The organism is Xanthobacter sp. DMC12 (assembly GCF_056314105.1).
Window position 1 is genome coordinate 787,639 of the sequence record NZ_JBQUYZ010000001.1, and the last position, 15,779, is coordinate 803,417.

Annotated in this window: 16 protein-coding genes; 11 read left to right on the forward strand and 5 right to left on the reverse strand. The window is 68.0% G+C overall.

Going from position 1 to position 15,779, the window contains the following annotated elements:
• Positions 1-31: 31 nt before the first annotated feature.
• On the reverse strand, positions 32-1,141 hold the full coding sequence (locus tag ACT535_RS03600) for an anhydro-N-acetylmuramic acid kinase (protein ID WP_476363388.1): 1,110 nt from the start codon (positions 1,139-1,141) through the stop codon (positions 32-34).
• Between the two features lie 102 nt (positions 1,142-1,243).
• Here ACT535_RS03600 and tyrS point away from each other — a divergent pair, with 102 nt between their 5' ends.
• Together tyrS and rimO are read left to right on the forward strand one after the other, a co-directional pair.
• On the forward strand, positions 1,244-2,494 hold the full coding sequence (gene tyrS / locus ACT535_RS03605) for a tyrosine--tRNA ligase (RefSeq protein WP_476363389.1): 1,251 nt from the start codon (positions 1,244-1,246) through the stop codon (positions 2,492-2,494).
• Between the two features lie 295 nt (positions 2,495-2,789).
• A complete protein-coding gene (rimO, locus tag ACT535_RS03610; RefSeq protein ID WP_476363390.1) occupies positions 2,790-4,112 on the forward strand; it encodes a 30S ribosomal protein S12 methylthiotransferase RimO in 1,323 nt (440 codons plus the stop codon).
• A gap of 40 nt (positions 4,113-4,152) precedes the next feature.
• On the opposite strand, the gene ACT535_RS03615 is transcribed toward rimO, so the two are convergent.
• Entirely contained in the window at positions 4,153-4,860 is a 708-nt protein-coding gene (locus ACT535_RS03615) for a type 1 glutamine amidotransferase (RefSeq protein ID WP_476363391.1), read from the reverse strand.
• 376 nt (positions 4,861-5,236) lie between these two features.
• Here ACT535_RS03615 and rpsD point away from each other — a divergent pair, with 376 nt between their 5' ends.
• Positions 5,237-5,854, forward strand: coding sequence for a 30S ribosomal protein S4 (rpsD, locus tag ACT535_RS03620; RefSeq protein WP_168458008.1), 618 nt, complete (start codon positions 5,237-5,239; stop codon positions 5,852-5,854).
• A gap of 97 nt (positions 5,855-5,951) precedes the next feature.
• On the opposite strand, the gene ACT535_RS03625 is transcribed toward rpsD, so the two are convergent.
• Entirely contained in the window at positions 5,952-6,275 is a 324-nt protein-coding gene (locus ACT535_RS03625; RefSeq protein WP_168458009.1) for a DUF1476 domain-containing protein, read from the reverse strand.
• A gap of 361 nt (positions 6,276-6,636) precedes the next feature.
• Here ACT535_RS03625 and purC point away from each other — a divergent pair, with 361 nt between their 5' ends.
• The 8 genes from purC (at position 6,637) to ACT535_RS03665 (ending at position 12,194) form a co-directional block, all read left to right on the forward strand.
• Positions 6,637-7,431, forward strand: coding sequence for a phosphoribosylaminoimidazolesuccinocarboxamide synthase (gene purC, locus ACT535_RS03630; protein WP_168458010.1), 795 nt, complete (start codon positions 6,637-6,639; stop codon positions 7,429-7,431).
• Positions 7,432-7,597: 166 nt separating this feature from the next.
• On the forward strand, positions 7,598-7,840 hold the full coding sequence (gene purS, locus ACT535_RS03635) for a phosphoribosylformylglycinamidine synthase subunit PurS (protein WP_024278813.1): 243 nt from the start codon (positions 7,598-7,600) through the stop codon (positions 7,838-7,840).
• Between the two features lie 47 nt (positions 7,841-7,887).
• Positions 7,888-8,115, forward strand: coding sequence for a hypothetical protein (locus ACT535_RS03640; protein ID WP_476363392.1), 228 nt, complete (start codon positions 7,888-7,890; stop codon positions 8,113-8,115).
• 6 nt (positions 8,116-8,121) lie between these two features.
• A complete protein-coding gene (gene purQ, locus ACT535_RS03645; RefSeq protein ID WP_168458012.1) occupies positions 8,122-8,820 on the forward strand; it encodes a phosphoribosylformylglycinamidine synthase subunit PurQ in 699 nt (232 codons plus the stop codon).
• A 37-nt stretch (positions 8,821-8,857) separates the two neighbouring features.
• Positions 8,858-11,065 (forward strand): phosphoribosylformylglycinamidine synthase subunit PurL, encoded by a 2,208-nt coding sequence (gene purL / locus ACT535_RS03650; RefSeq protein WP_168458284.1) that lies wholly within the window; start codon positions 8,858-8,860, stop codon positions 11,063-11,065.
• A 31-nt stretch (positions 11,066-11,096) separates the two neighbouring features.
• On the forward strand, positions 11,097-11,333 hold the full coding sequence (locus tag ACT535_RS03655; protein ID WP_024278809.1) for a BolA family protein: 237 nt from the start codon (positions 11,097-11,099) through the stop codon (positions 11,331-11,333).
• Between the two features lie 167 nt (positions 11,334-11,500).
• Positions 11,501-11,839 carry a Grx4 family monothiol glutaredoxin gene (gene grxD / locus ACT535_RS03660; protein WP_168458013.1) on the forward strand — a complete coding sequence of 113 codons (339 nt, stop codon included), beginning with the start codon at positions 11,501-11,503 and terminating at the stop codon, positions 11,837-11,839.
• Between the two features lie 91 nt (positions 11,840-11,930).
• Entirely contained in the window at positions 11,931-12,194 is a 264-nt protein-coding gene (locus ACT535_RS03665) for a hypothetical protein (protein WP_476363393.1), read from the forward strand.
• A gap of 58 nt (positions 12,195-12,252) precedes the next feature.
• Here ACT535_RS03665 and folD read toward each other — a convergent pair whose 3' ends face one another.
• On the reverse strand, positions 12,253-13,128 hold the full coding sequence (gene folD / locus ACT535_RS03670; protein ID WP_476363394.1) for a bifunctional methylenetetrahydrofolate dehydrogenase/methenyltetrahydrofolate cyclohydrolase FolD: 876 nt from the start codon (positions 13,126-13,128) through the stop codon (positions 12,253-12,255).
• A gap of 193 nt (positions 13,129-13,321) precedes the next feature.
• Complete coding sequence (locus ACT535_RS03675) at positions 13,322-15,409, reverse strand: bifunctional diguanylate cyclase/phosphodiesterase (RefSeq protein WP_476363395.1); 2,088 nt, start codon at positions 15,407-15,409, stop codon at positions 13,322-13,324.
• Between the last annotated feature and the right edge of the window lie 370 nt (positions 15,410-15,779).

Sequence of the window (15,779 nt, forward strand, 5' to 3'; positions counted from 1 at the left end):
CGCTTCGGCGCGCCGTTTTCGTTTGGGGCCCTCACGGCCGAAACAACACCCCGCCCGTCATAGGCTCCCCCACCCCTGTGGTGGTGGGAAACGTAAGCGGCAGCCCGCGCACCGAACGTGCGGCGAGATAGCCGAACGCGTGGGCTTCCAGCGCATCGCCGGACCACCCCATCCTGTCCGCCGTCCGCACCTCGGCCCCGACGCGCTCGGCCAGCATCCCAAGCAGTGTCGGGTTGCGCGCGCCGCCGCCCGCGACGATCCAGACGGCGGGCGGGCGGGGCAGGAATGGCACGATGGCTGCGACGGTCGCCGCAGTCAGAGCCGTCAGCGTCGCCGCTCCGTCCTCAATGGATAGCCCGGCCAATCCCATCCGCTCGCCCACGGCTCGACGGAAGGCGTTGCGGTCCAGCGACTTGGGCGGCGGCAGGCGAAAGAAGGGGTCGGTCAGCACCGCCGCGACGCGCGCCTCGTCCACCTCGCCGGCAGCCGCCGCGCGGCCGTCCCCGTCGAAGGGCACGCCGGTGCGGGCCTTCATGAAATCGTCGAGCAGCGCATTGCCCGGCCCGGTGTCGCAGGCGATGGGCGGCGCGTCGCCGTCGATCACCGTGACGTTGGCGACCCCGCCCACATTCAGCACCGCCACCGGCTGCGGCAGGGTGAGGCGGCGCACCAGCGCCTGATGGAACACCGGCACCAGCGGCGCCCCCTGCCCGCCCGCCGCCACATCCGCCGCGCGGAAATCCGCCACCACCGGAATGCCCAGCGCCGTCGCCAGCCGCTGCCCTTCCCCGATCTGCACGGTGAGGCGCGCGTCGGGCCGGTGGATCACCGTCTGGCCGTGGAAGCCAACGAGGTCGATGTCGCCGGGCGTCAACCGCAAGGGCTCCAGCAGGGCGCGCACCGCCTCGGCGTGGAGATCGGTGATGCGCCGCTCGGCTTCCGCCAGCGCGCCCGGCCGGTCGTCGCGATGGTTGACGCCGCGGGCATCCTCCATGGCGGTCACGAGCAGCGCGCGGGTTTTGGCGTCGATGGGGCGGGTAAGCGCGGGGCCAAGCCAGGCGACACTCTCGCCATCGGTCTCGATCAGGGCGGCGTCGATGCCATCCATGGAGGTGCCGCTCATCAGCCCGACGACACGCATATCCGCCCCCTTGCCTCACGCACATGCATTCTTGCGCCGGACCTGATACACCACCGCTCCTTTCCGGCGCGTGAGCGCCAGCCTCAAGCCTCGATCTGTGTGATGACTTCTCCCTCCTTCCGCTCCGACTTCCTGCGCACGCTTCACGAGCGCGGCTACATCCACCAGTGCTCGGACCTCGAGCGCCTCGATGCCAAGGCCGCGGAAGGGCCCATCACCGCCTATATCGGCTTCGACGCCACCGCATCGAGCCTGCATGCGGGGCACCTGCTCTCCATCATGATGCTGCGCACCCTCCAGCGCACCGGCCACCGGCCGATCGCGCTCATGGGCGGCGGCACCACCAAGATCGGCGACCCGTCCGGCAAGGACACACAGCGCCAGATGCTCACCGATGAGCAGATCAACGCCAACATCGCCTCCATCCGCAAGGTGTTCGCGCGCTTCCTCGATTTCGACGGCGGCGCCATCATGGAGAACAATGCGGGCTGGCTCGACGAGCTGAAATACATCCCCCTCCTGCGCGAGGTGGGGCCGCATTTCACCATCAACCGCATGCTGACGTTCGATTCTGTGAAGCTGCGGCTGGAGCGCGAGCAGCCGCTCACCTTCCTCGAATTCAACTACATGATTTTGCAGGCCTATGACTTCGTGGAGCTGTCGAAGCGTCACGGCTGCATCCTGCAGATGGGCGGCTCCGACCAGTGGGGCAACATCGTCAACGGCATGGAGCTGGGCCGCCGCATGCACGGTGCCGACCTCTTCGCGCTCACGACGCCGCTGCTTACCACCTCGTCGGGCGCCAAGATGGGCAAGACCGCCGGCGGCGCCGTGTGGCTCGATGCCGACCTGCTCTCGCCTTACGAGTACTGGCAGTACTGGCGGAACGCGGGCGATGCGGACGTGGAGCGCTTCCTGAAGCTCTTCACCGAGCTGCCGCTGGACGAGATCGCCCGCCTCGCTGCCCTTCAGGGGCAGGAGATCAACATCGCCAAGGAGGTGCTCGCCACCGAGGCGACCGCCCTCCTGCACGGCCGCGAGGCCGCCGAGAAGGCGAAGGAGACCGCCCGCACCACCTTCGAGCAGGGCGCCCTGGCCGTGGACCTGCCCACGGTGGAGCTGCCGCGGGCGAAGCTGGAGGCGGGTCTGCCCGTCGCCAACGCCTTCGTGGAGGCCGGCCTCGTCGCCTCCACCAGCGAGGCGCGCCGCCAGATCAAGGGCGGCGGACTTCGCGTGAACGATGCCGTTGTGACGGACGAGAAGGCGACGATCGACCTTGCCGCGCTCACGCCCGAGGGGGTGGTGAAGCTCTCCATGGGCAAGAAGAAGCACGTGCTGCTGAAGCCGGTGTGAGGGGCGGGCCGCTCTTGCGCCTCGGCCGACTGGAGCGGAGCGGAAGGAGAGCCGTGGCCCAGCGCAACAGTTCGCCGAAGGCGGCCTGATCCCGGGGGTCTTCCAGAGCATTGCCGGCTTCGCCGACGTCTCCCCTGGACCCCGGCTCGGCGCTCCGGCTGCGCCGTCGCTGGTCCGGGGAGCGGGGCTTCCCTCCTTCGGCCACAAAGCCCCGCCAAAGACCCGGCGTTGACGGCCCCGTCGCGCTGACGTAAGCGCACGGCCTTCTCAAAGCCCAGAAAGAACCCGCCTCCCCATGGCCGAGCCCGCGCCGCGCATCTCCTTCGTCTCCCTCGGTTGCCCGAAGGCGCTGGTGGATAGCGAACGCATCGTCACGCGCCTGCGCGCCGAGGGCTACGAGCTGACGAAGACCCATCAGGGCGCGGACCTTGTTATCGTCAACACCTGCGGCTTCCTCGACAGCGCCAAGGCCGAGAGCCTGTCCGCCATCGGCGAGGCGCTGGCGGAAAACGGCAAGGTGGTGGTCACCGGCTGCATGGGCGCCGAGCCGGAGCAGATCCGCGAGGTGCATCCCAGCGTCCTCGCCATCACCGGCCCGCAGCAGTACGAGAGCGTGCTCGCCGCCGTCCACGAGGCGGTGCCGCCGCAGCATGATCCGTTCCTCGATCTCGTGCCCGAGCAGGGCGTGAAGCTCACGCCGCGCCACTACGCCTATCTCAAGATCTCCGAAGGCTGCTCCAATCGCTGCACCTTCTGCATCATCCCGAAGCTGCGCGGCGACCTCGTCTCCCGCCCGGCCGCCGACGTGCTGCGCGAGGCCGAGAAGCTGGTGAAGGCGGGGGTGAAGGAACTGCTCGTCATCTCGCAGGATACCTCCGCCTATGGCGTGGACCTGCGCTATGCGCCGAGCCAGTGGGGCGACAAGGAGGTGGCGACCCGCTTCCTCGACCTCGCCGCCGCGCTGGGCGATCTCGGCGCCTGGGTACGCCTGCACTATGTCTATCCCTACCCGCACGTGGATGCGGTGATGGAGCTGATGGCCGCCGGCAAGGTGCTGCCCTATCTCGACATTCCCTTCCAGCACGCGAGCCCCACGGTGCTGCGGCGCATGAAGCGTCCGGCCTCGCAGGAAAAGACCCTTGCCCGCATCCAGGCGTGGCGGCAGGCGGTGCCGGACCTCACACTCCGCTCCACCTTCATCGTCGGCTTCCCCGGCGAGACCGAGGCGGAGTTCGAGGAGCTTCTGGCCTTCATGGAGGAAGCCGAGATCGACCGCGCCGGCGCCTTCAAGTTCGAGCCGGTGCGCGGGGCGGATGCCAATGCTCTGGCCGATCCGGTGCCCGACGAGGTGAAGCAGGACCGCTACGACCGCTTCATGCGCACCCAGCAGAAGGTCTCGGCCCGCCGCCTGAAGAAGAAGGTGGGCACCCGCCAGCAGGTCATCATCGACTCCGTGTCGCCCGAAGGCGCCATCGGCCGCACCAAGGGCGATGCGCCGGAGATCGACGGCACGGTGAAGGTCTTCTCCCGCCGCCCGCTGCGGGTCGGTGAGATCGCCACGGTGAAGATCGAGACCGCGGGGCCTTATGACCTCACCGGCACGGCCGTGGGGTTCTGAGCAGGACTGAATCGGGAGCCCGCCAAGCTCCCTCTCCCCCTCACCAGGTCGCCTTGAAATTCCGGTAGAGCCGCTCCGCTGCCGCCGCGAACACCGGCATCCGCTCCTGCGTGGCCGCCTCGATGAGGGCCTGCCCGCCCTCGCCGGTGATGGCCTCCAGCGCGCAGCGGTATTCGGGAATCACGCCCCATTCGCCGACAGTCTCGTCGGTCAGCTCCACGTGATACTGGATGCCGAACGCCTTCTCCCCCACCTGCAGCGCCTGAATGGCGCAATGCGCGTTCTCGGCCAGCGCCACCCCGCCCGGCGGGAGGGCCAGCACAGCGGCGCCGTGCCACTGGAGCGTCGGGAAGGTGGGGTCCAGTCCCTTGAAAAGGGGGGATTCGCGCCCGGCCGCCGTCAGCGAGACCTCGGAGACCCCCACCTCCGGCCGCGGCATGAGGCCCACCTTGCCGCCCAGCGCATCGGCGAGGAGCTGGTGCCCCAGGCAGACGCCGAGATAGGGCTTGCCGGTGGCCACCCAGTCCCGGATGGCGGCCTTCTCGGCCACCAGCCAGGGCAGCTCCTCCTCCTGCCACACGTCCATCGGCCCGCCGAACACCATGAGGGCGGCATAATCGTCGAACGGCGGGATGGCCTCGCCCTCGTCCAGCTCCACGGGGTGCCACGCCACGCCGTCGGCCTGCATGAAGTCGCGGAAGCGACCAGGGTGCTCGCAGGCGACGTGCTGGAAGACGAGGACTTTCAAGGTAGGCCTCCATGCTGGCCCTTGGGGCCGGTTGCCTGATACTGTGCCGCCGGACGAGAGCGGAGCAACAGCTATTCCTCCCAGTTAAATATCTTTCATGTCAGGTGCGCAAAGGCTGATGATTCGCCCGCCCGCCGGCGCGCGGATCGAGGCCGAAGCGGCTCCGGCGTTGACTCCCCACGCTTTCGCGACTAAGAACCCGCCACCTTGCGGGCCCGAAGTGGCCCGCTTGGCGTTTCACGCACCCGTGGCTTCGCAAGGCAGCGCGCCGGGCGAGCCTGTCGGCGGAACGGTCCGGAACCGCTTGGTTCCCAAGCCATTTCGCAGAGGAGGGGCGCGATCCAAACCCGAACGAACCAACAGGGATCCGCGTTACATGAGCAAGCGCATTGCGGCCAAGCACAAGATCGATCGCCGTATGGGCGAGAACATCTGGGGCCGCCCCAAGAGCCCGGTCAACCGTCGTGAGTACGGTCCCGGCCAGCACGGCCAGCGCCGCAAGGGCAAGCTGTCCGACTTCGGCGTGCAGCTGCGCGCCAAGCAGAAGCTGAAGGGCTATTACGGCTCCATCGGCGAGAAGCAGTTCCACAAGGTCTATGTGGAAGCCTCCCGCCTCAAGGGCGACACCGGCGCCAACCTGATCGGCCTGCTCGAGCGTCGCCTCGACGCGGTGGTCTATCGCGCCAAGTTCGTGCCCACCATCTTCGCCGCCCGCCAGTTCGTCTCGCACGGCCACGTGAAGGTGAACGGCCAGCGCGTGAACATCCCGTCCTACCTCGTGAAGGTCGGCGACGTGATCGAGGTGAAGGAAGCTTCCCGCCAGCTCGCCATCGTGCTCGAGGCCCAGCAGCTCGCCGAGCGCGACGTGCCGGACTACATCGAGCTCGACACCCACAAGCTCGCCGCGCGCTTCGCCCGCATCCCCGAGCTGAACGAGGTGCCCTACCCGGTCCAGATGGAACCGAACCTCGTGGTCGAGTTCTACTCGCGCTGATCCGGCGCGGAACCGAGAAAAGAAAAGGCCGCCCGGTGGGCGGCCTTTTTGTTTGGGCCGCCGCGCCGGATGACGCGGCGGGATGCGCGCACCGGGCTCAGGCGCCGGACTTCACCTCGGCCGCGGCGGCGGCGAGGAACTCGTCCATGTTGCGGCGAATCTGGTGGTCGGAGACATCCACCTGCTTGGCGTCGAAGTCGGCGCGCAGCTTGCGGAACACGTCGTCGTCACCGGCTTCCTGCAGGTCGGCCTCGACGACGGCCTTGGCGTAGGCAAGAGCCTCCTCGCCAGCGAGGCCGAGCTTCTCGGCGGCCCACAGGCCGAGCTTCTTGTTGCGGCGGGCGAGCGCCCGGAACCGCGTCTCCTCGTCGAGCGCGAAAGCCTTTTCAAAACCTTCCTCGCGCTTGTCGAACGTGGTCATGGCACCCCTCTTCCTGCGAATGGGCGGCCGGCGGCCGGCCTGATCGGTTTGCGCGGACTCAGCTGATTTGGGTTGCCGCTGCGCTCACGCAAGGGCAGCCGTCGTTCCGCACGCGCGCCTTGAATATCCCCCGCCTCATATTAGATCAACGTCAGTAAAGCTCCGCGCCCCGCCACGACCGTGCGACCAGATGGCCGCCCGCCCGGGGGGCGGATGCCGAACAAGCGGACACCGGGCGAAATGGACGCGCGTTGTATCGCGCGGCCTGATCGGCTAGTGTCCGAACGGGTTTGGGGTGACCGTCAAACAGCCATCCCGGCCCCGCCGAGGAGCGTCACACGAACGGAGCCTTGGCAAACCCATGGATTTCCTCAATCGACGGTATACCCCCATGAGCCGCCGCCGCCGAATCTACGAAGGCAAGGCGAAAGTCCTCTATGAAGGACCCGAGCCCGGCACACTCATTCAGCACTTCAAGGACGATGCCACGGCCTTCAATGCGAAGAAGCACGATGTCATCGACGGCAAGGGTGTGCTGAACAACCGGATTTCGGAGTACATCTTCTCCCGGTTGAACGACATCGGGGTGCCGACCCACTTCATCCGCCGGCTGAACATGCGCGAGCAGCTCATCCGGGAAGTGGAGATCATCCCCCTCGAGATCGTCGTGCGCAACGTCGCCGCGGGCTCCATCTCGACCCGTCTCGGGATCGAGGAAGGCACCCAGCTGCCGCGCTCGATCATCGAGTTCTATTACAAGAACGACGCGCTCAACGACCCGATGGTGTCGGAAGAGCACATCACCGCCTTCGGCTGGGCCACCACCCAGGAAATCGACGACATCATCGCGCTTGCGATCCGCGTCAACGACTTCCTGTCCGGCCTCTTCCTCGGCGCCGGCATCCGTCTGATCGACTTCAAGATGGAATGCGGCCGCCTGTGGGAGAACGACATGATGCGGATCGTGGTCGCTGACGAGATCAGCCCCGATTCGTGCCGGCTCTGGGACATCAAGTCGAACGACAAGATGGACAAGGACCGCTTCCGCCGCGACATGGGCGGCCTCGTGGAGGCCTACACCGAGGTCGCGCGCCGGCTCGGAATCCTGATGGAGAACGATCCGACGCAGGGCAAGGGCCCCGTGCTGGTGAAGTGATCCGTCAATTCGGGCGGGGGCGTTGTTTCCCCACCCCGAAAAGTGCTAGGCGGGGGCCGGATCGGCCCCCGTTTTGCGTTGCCGGGCCTGTCAGGCCCCCGGCGGCGCCTGGCGGCGGGCAAGCAACAAGGCGGGCGCAGGCCCGTGCCATGAAGGCGAGGTTTCCATGAAGGCCCGAGTGATCGTCACCCTCAAGTCGGCGGTGCTCGACCCGCAGGGCAAGGCCATCGAAGGCGCGCTGCGGTCGCTGGGTGTGGCCGGCGTGCAGAGCGTGCGTCAGGGGAAGGTGTTCGACGTGGAGCTGGCCGGCAACGACCGCGCCGCCGCCGAGGGCGCCCTCAAGGAAGCCTGCGACAAGCTCCTCGCCAATACCGTGATCGAGACCTACAAGGTCGAGTTCGCCGAGTGATGTTATAGTCTGGCGGCCGCTTCAGGGAGCAAGGCCGCCGAGAGGGCATGATGGCCGAGATCACCAACGAGCTTCAGCGAGAGGTTCCGAAGTCGATCCCGCGGGACGCGAGCCCCGGCGCAGTGGCGCCGGAAGCTCGCGAAGAGATGATCGCCCGGCGCGGTCCCCGACAGGCCGTCAGGCAGGACATGAACACCATATACGGCATGCACGCGGGCCGTGACGCGCGGCTCGATCGCATCGCACGCAGGCCCGGCCGCGTCGGCACCCACTGAGAGATCATGAAACCAGCCGTCATCCTCTTCCCTGGCTCCAATCGTGAGCAGGACGCCGTGCGCGCGCTGCGGCTCGTCGCCGGCGCCAAGCCCCAGGTGGTGTGGCACGCCGAGCACGAGCTGCCCAAGGGCACCGACCTCGTGGTCCTGCCCGGCGGCTTCTCCTATGGCGACTATCTGCGCTGCGGCGCCATTGCCGCGCGGGCGAACATCATGGATGCGGTGCGCGCCCATGCCGCCCGCGGCGGCCTGGTGCTCGGCATCTGCAACGGCTTCCAGATCCTGTGCGAGGCCGGGCTGCTGCCCGGCGTGCTGGTGCGCAACGCGCGCCTGCGCTTCGTCTGCCGCGAGGTGCTGCTGCGGGTGGAGCGGGCCGACACGCCCTTCACCAAGGCCTATCGCAAGGGCGAGCTGATCCGCATCCCGGTCGCCCATGGCGAAGGCAATTATACCGCCGACGAGGCCACCATCGCCCGCATCGAGGGTGAAGGCCGCGTCGCCTTCCGCTACGCCCGCCCGGACAGCCGGATCGACGAGACGGACGGCCCCAACGGCGCCATCAACGGGATCGCCGGCATCTATTCCGAGAAGTTCAACGTGCTCGGCATGATGCCCCACCCGGAAAACTACATCGAGCCGGAGATCGGCCCCACCGACGGACGCGGCCTCTTCGAGAGCCTCGCCGGCGCCCTCAAGGCGGCGTGAGCCGCGGCCCCAATTCGGATCGACGCCCGTGAACCTCATTCCCAATACCCCCCGCATCACGCCGGAACTCGTGGCCGAGCATGGGCTGAAGCCGGAGGAGTACGATCACTTCGTGAAGCTGATCGGCCGCGAGCCGTCCATCACGGAGCTGGGCATCGTCTCCGCCATGTGGAACGAGCACTGCTCGTACAAGTCCTCCAAGGTCTGGCTGCGCACGTTGCCCACCACCGGCAAGCGCGTGATTCAGGGGCCGGGCGAGAATGCCGGCGTGGTGGACATCGGCGACGGCCTCGCCGTCGTGTTCAAGATGGAGAGCCACAACCACCCCTCCTTCATCGAGCCCTATCAGGGCGCGGGGACGGGCGTGGGCGGCATTCTGCGCGACGTGTTCACCATGGGTGCGCGGCCCATCGCTGCGCTCAACGCCTTGCGCTTCGGCGACTGCCACAACCTGAAGACCCGCCGCCTGCTGGCCGGCGTGGTGGCCGGCATCGGCGGCTATGGCAACTCCTTCGGCGTGCCCACGGTGGGCGGCTCGGTGGGCTTCCACAAGCGCTACAACGGCAACATCCTCGTCAACGCCATGGCCGTCGGCCTCGCGAAGACGGACGAGATCTTCTACGCGGCGGCCACCGGCGTCGGCCGGGCCATCGTCTATCTCGGCTCCAAGACCGGCCGCGACGGCATCCACGGCGCCACCATGGCCTCGGCCGAGTTCGGCGCTGACGCCGAGGAGAAGCGCCCGACCGTGCAGGTGGGCGACCCCTTCGCCGAGAAGCTGCTGCTGGAAGCCTGCCTCGAGATCATGCAGGCGGGCTGCGTGGTGGCGATCCAGGACATGGGCGCCGCCGGCCTCACCTGCTCCGCCGTCGAGATGGGCGCCAAGGGCGACCTCGGCGTGGAGCTGAACCTCGACGCCGTGCCCTGCCGCGAAACCGGCATGACGGCCTATGAGATGATGCTGTCGGAGAGCCAGGAGCGCATGCTCATGGTGATCGCCGACGGCAAAGAGGCGGAAGCCGAGGCCATCTTCAAGAAGTGGGGCCTCGACTTCGCCATCGTCGGCCACACCACCGATACCCTGCGCTTCGTGGTGAAGCATAAGGGCCTCGTGGAAGCGGACCTGCCCATCAAGGAGCTGGGGGACGAGGCACCGGAATACCGTCGTCCCTATGAGGAGCCGGCCCCCCGCCCCGAAATCCTGCCTTCGGACGTGCGCACCACCGCCTCGGTGGCGGACGCGCTGGAGCGGCTCATCGCCTCGCCGGACCTGTGCTCCAAGCGCTGGGTGTGGGAGCAGTACGATCACCTCATCCTCGGCAACACCGTGCAGCGCCCGGGTGGTGATGCCGCCGTGGTGCGCGTGAATGACGGGCCCAAGGCCCTCGCCATGACCACGGACGTGACGCCGCGCTATTGCGAGGCCGGCCCCTTCGAGGGCGGCAAGCAGGCGGTGGCCGAGGCATGGCGCAACCTCACCGCCGTGGGCGCCACCCCCATCGCCGTCACCGACAATCTGAACTTCGGCAATCCCGAAAAGCCGGAGATCATGGGCCAGTTCGTGGCCTGCGTGAAAGGCATCGGCGCGGCCTGCGAGGCGCTGGACTTCCCGGTCGTCTCCGGCAACGTGAGCCTCTACAACGAGACCAACGGCAAGGCGATCCTGCCCACCCCGACCATCGGCGGCGTCGGCCTGATCGAGGATCTTGACCAGACCATGACGCTGGACTTCAAGGCGGCGGGCGAGCCGGTGCTGCTCATTGGCAAGACCAAGGGCTGGCTCGGCGCCTCGGCCTTCCTCGCCACCGTGTGCGAGCGCGAGGAAGGGGCCCCGCCCCCCGTCGACCTCATCGCCGAGAAGCGCAACGGCGACTTCGTGCGCAACCTCATCCGCGACGGTGTCGCCACCGCCGTGCATGACGTCTCGGACGGCGGCCTGCTGGTGGCGCTCGCCGAGATGGCCATGGCGAGCGGCATCGGCGTCTCGCTGGAAGACGCGCCGGACGGCATGGACCCCTATGCGTGGTGGTTCGGCGAGGATCAGGCCCGCTACGTGGTCACGGTCGCGTCCGGCCAGGGCGCCGAGGTGATCCACAAGGCGGAGATGGCCGGCGTTCCGATCATGAAGATCGGCAAGACCGGCGGTGACCGCTTGATCGTGCCGGACGACCGCTCGATAGTCGTCGAATCGCTGAAGGATCGGCACGAGACGTGGCTGCCCATCTACATGGGTGCCTCGTCCTGACGCTTTCGCGCACAGCAAGGACGTTTCGACCATGCCCATGAATGCCCGCGACATCGAGCAGCTCATCAAGGATGCGCTGCCCGACGCGACCGTGGTGATCGAGGATCTGGCCGGGGACGGCGACCACTACGCCGCCCGCATCGTCTCGGCCTCGTTCCGCGGCAAGAGCCGGGTGCAGCAGCACCAGATGGTCTATGCCGCGCTCAAGGGGAACATGGGTGGCGTGCTGCACGCCCTCGCCCTGCAGACCTCTGCCCCGGCCGAGTAGGCACGCTCCGCCCCGCGTGCGCCGCACCATCGCGGCGCCTGCTACACGCGCCTGTGCAAGCGTGTCGCCGCCGTGTCGCGCCCTCAACCCTTGCGCTTTGGGCCACATGGGCCGATCTTTATCCGTGGAAGGCCTTCTTTCCGGCCGCAGACATTGGATTTGAGACCATGGGCATTCGTGACGATATCGACGCCATCGTGAAGTCCGGCGATGTGGTGCTGTTCATGAAGGGCACGCCGCAGTTCCCGCAGTGCGGCTTCTCCGGCCAGGTGGTGCAGATTCTCGACCACGTGGGCGTTCCCTTCAAGGGCGTGAACGTGCTCGAGAACGACATGATCCGCCAGGGCATCAAGGACTACGCCAACTGGCCGACCATTCCCCAGCTCTACATCAAGGGCGAGTTCGTGGGCGGCTGCGACATCGTCCGCGAGATGTTCCAGTCGGGCGAGTTGGTCCCGCTGCTGGAAGAGAAGGGCGTCGCCGTGCGGGATCGCGCGGTCGGCTGATTCCCATCACGTGAGCGCACCGCCATCGGCACCTGAGGCGGCCTCGCCGCCGGTCCCACCTCCGCCGCAAGCCGCGGGGTGGGGGCTCAAGGTGGCGATGGCGTTCGCCTTGCTGGCGGATGCCGGCGTCGTCATCCTGCTCATCGCCATCTCGGGATTCGTCTTCGGCGGCCCGGAAGGTGCGCGCGGCGAGATTCACGCCGTGATGGAATGGGCCGGCGCGGTGGCCGCCTTCGTCATTCCGCCTGCGCTCGGTCTGTGGTTCTGGCGGCGCGGCCGGCCGGATGTGGGCCTCGCCCTCGCCTGGCTGCCACCTCTTGCGGCGCTGGCCGCCTCGGCCTTCGGGCTGTTCTAGATCCCCCTGCCCGGCTCAAAGGCCGGCGGCCTGACGCCGCCGGCGCTTTTCCGACTCCTCAGGCAAGGCCCTTTTGCCGCTTGGCGGCCGTCAGCGTGTTCTGCAACAGGCAGGCAATGGTCATGGGACCGACGCCGCCTGGAACCGGCGTGATGAGGCCGGCGATGCCCTGCGCTTCCGCATAGGCCACATCGCCCACGAGACGCGTCTTGCCGTCGTCCTTGGGCACCCGGTTGATGCCCACGTCGATCACCGTGGCGCCGGGCTTGATCCAGTCCCCCCGCACCATTTCCGGCCGGCCCACGGCCGCCACCAGAATGTCCGCCGTCCGGCATTCGCCCGGCAGGTCGCGGGTGCGCGAATGGGCGATGGTGACGGTGCAGTCCTCCTTGAGCAGAAGCTGCGCGGCCGGCTTGCCGACGATGTTGGAGCGGCCCACCACCACCGCCTTGAGGCCGGCGAGGCTGCCGAGGTGGTGCTTGAGCAGCATGATGCAGCCGAGCGGCGTGCAGGGCACCAGCGCATCGAGGCCCACCGCGAGGCGGCCGGCATTCACCACGTGGAAGCCGTCCACGTCCTTCGCCGGGTCGATGGCGGCGATCACCTTGGTGGCATCGATCTGCGCCGGCAGCGGAAGCTGAACCAGAATGCCGTTCACGGCAGGGTCCGCATTCAGCTTCGCCACCAGGGCCAGCACATCGGACTCGGCCGTGTCGGCCGCCAGCTTGTACTCGAAGGAGGCCATGCCGGCCTCGGCCGTCTGGGCCGCCTTGTTGCGCACATAGACCTGGCTGGCGGGATCCTCGCCCACCAGCACCACGGCGAGGCCGGGGGTGAGGCCGGCGCTGGCCTTGAGGGCGGAAACCTCCTCGGCGATGCGGGCCCGCAGGCCGGCGGCGAAGGCCTTTCCGTCGATGGGTTTGGTCTCGATCACGAAGCACCCCCAGAAATCATCGGGAGCCCGGCGCTGGGCCGCACCGGCTCCGCTCGCTGTGCGCAATTCCCCGTCCTTGTCGGCAGGCGGGGCGGCAGAGGCAAGGCCAAAAGCATGCCGGAACGCCGCAGCTGTGGTGCTTACCGCGCGCGAATGTTTCTTGTAAAGAAAATTGTCTTATCTGACGGAAAGGTCAGGCCCGCGCGGTGCCGCCCGCGCTGGCTTGCTGCGCCTCGTCCTGCCGGTGCAGCATGTCGATGGCCGCGGCGATGGGCAGCGGCGGGGCGAACAGGTAGCCCTGCGCCGTGGGCATGCCGATCTCGCGCAGGAAGCGCAGCTGCTCCCGCGTTTCCACCCCCTCCGCCGTCACGTTGATGCGCAGCGACTGGGCGAGCTTGAGCTTGTGCTCGATCACCGCCGCCACGTCCGGATCGGTGCAGGCCTTCAGCATGAAGGAGCGGTCGATCTTGATGCGGCTGATGGGAAACCGGCTGACATGGTGCAGCGAGGCATATCCGGTGCCGTAATCGTCGAGGGCGACGCCGATCCCCAGCCCACGCAGGGCCTCGAACGTGCGGGCAAGCTCCGCCGAGGTGTTGAGCACGATCGTCTCCGGCACTTCGATCTCCAGCTTCGCAGGATCGAAGCCCGTATCCTGAAGGATGCCGGCGACCTGATCGGCGAAGTCCGTCGTCTTCATGGTGGCGGAAGCGATGTTGACGGAGATGGACATGCCCGGCAGCGCGGCCGCCTCGATGCAAGCGCGGCGCAGCCCGTACAGGTCGAGGGCGGAGATGATGTGCATCTCCTCGGCCATGGCGATGAACTGCGCCGGCAGCAGGCGGCCGAGCCGGGGATGATCCCAGCGCAGCAGCGTCTCGAAGCCGACGACCCGGCCGCTCGCCACGTCCACCTGCGGCTGGTAGGTGATGACCAGCTCGCCCCGCTCCAGCGCGCCGCCCAGGGCGCCCTTGATCTCGCGACGGGCGTTGCGCTCGCTCTCGAGCTGGGTCTCGAACCGGCAGAGGGTGTCGCCCCCCGTGTCCTTGGCGCGGTAGAGGGCGATGTCGGCGCGGCGCATGAGGTCGCTGGCGGAGACCGCATCCTGAGGCGCCTCGGCGACGCCGATGGAGACGGTGACGCGCAGTTCGCCGGGCCCGTCCTGGATCGGTGGCTTCAGCTCCGCCTGGACGCGATGGAGCAGTTCGTCGATCTCGGCCGCGGTAGCGGCCGGGAAGAAGGCGACGAACTCGTCCCCGCCAAACCGGCCCGCCACGCCGCGGTCGCCGATGGCCGCGGCGATGCGGCTCGCCACTGCCTTCAGCACCTGGTCGCCGGCGCCATGGCCGGCCGTGTCGTTGATCGTCTTGAAGTCGTCGAGGTCGATGAACAGCAACACCAGCCGCCCGTCCGGATCGAGCCCCGCGAAGGCCGATTCCAGCGCCTCGATGAAATAGCCGCGATTGAACAGGCCCGTCATGTAGTCGCGAGAGGCCGCCTGGCGGGCCTCGGCCTCGCTTTCGGCCAGGGCGGCGGCGACCCGCAGCGCGCGGAACATCATGACGAGGAAGGTGATGGAGAGCAGCGTGGTGAGCACGGCGAGGGCCGGCAGCGCGTTGCGCAGCAGGTTTCGGCCGGGCTGGGAGCCGTGCCAGGCCAGCTCCGCCTCGGTGCCGTCATAGAGATTGGGAACCGAGGCGCCCACCCGGTCGGGATGGTTTGCGGCGCCCCGGCCGGTGCGCAATTGCACGTCTTTCAGATGGGCCGGCGCGGCGAGGGATTGCAGCAGCGGCTGGTCCAGCAGGTCCACCGTCACCGCCACCAGCGGCTGCGGGGCCTTGATGTCGTCCGACCGCTCGGAGAAGGGGCGGGCCACCATGATGCCGGAGCCGTCCTTGCTGGCGACGAGGCCGGCATGGCCGGCGCGGCCTTCCGCCAGCGCCCGCGCGACCGCAGGGCGGATCCAGTCGTAGGCCTTGCGCTCGTCGGTCTTTCCGTTCTCGGACGAATAGAGCACGTCGCCGTTGGCATCGATGATGTAGACGAACTCGAGCCCGAACCTGTCGTTCAGCCGTTTGCCGAAGCGCTCGTGCAGCCGGGCGAAGTCTCCACTGGCGAGCTGGCTGAGCACCTGCCGCTCGTCCTCCGAGCTGGCCATGGCCTGCTGGATGAGCGTTTCGTGGGCCTGCAGCGCGGCCAAGAGGGCCAGGCGCTCCCGCATCCCGGCCTTCTCGTCCTGCTTCATGCCGGCATAGACGAAGACCCCCACGAGCCCCACCACCAGGAGCGCGAGCGCGGCGAGCCCGGCCAGGAGCGAACGGTGGACGTGACGGCCGGACTGGCGAGAAATGGCGATGCCTCCCTGGAACCCGGTCCAGATCGTTGCTCCGCCCCAGAGCCGCGCCCGGCACTGTTTGGCAGAAAATCCGGCCGTGACAGCCGGATTTAATCTCTATGTCCGATAGATTTGCACCTTGCGCAAGGTCGTTTCGACCTTCTCCAATCTGCGCAGCCGACCGGCGAGCGAGCAGCGATCTGCGCTCAACCAGGGGGACGCCATTCCCCTGCGGCGCCATGAAACGCGCCAGCATTCACCTTGCGATGCAGCACCTTGGAGCGTCCGCGTCGAACAACGCCCGCCCAAAGCAAGG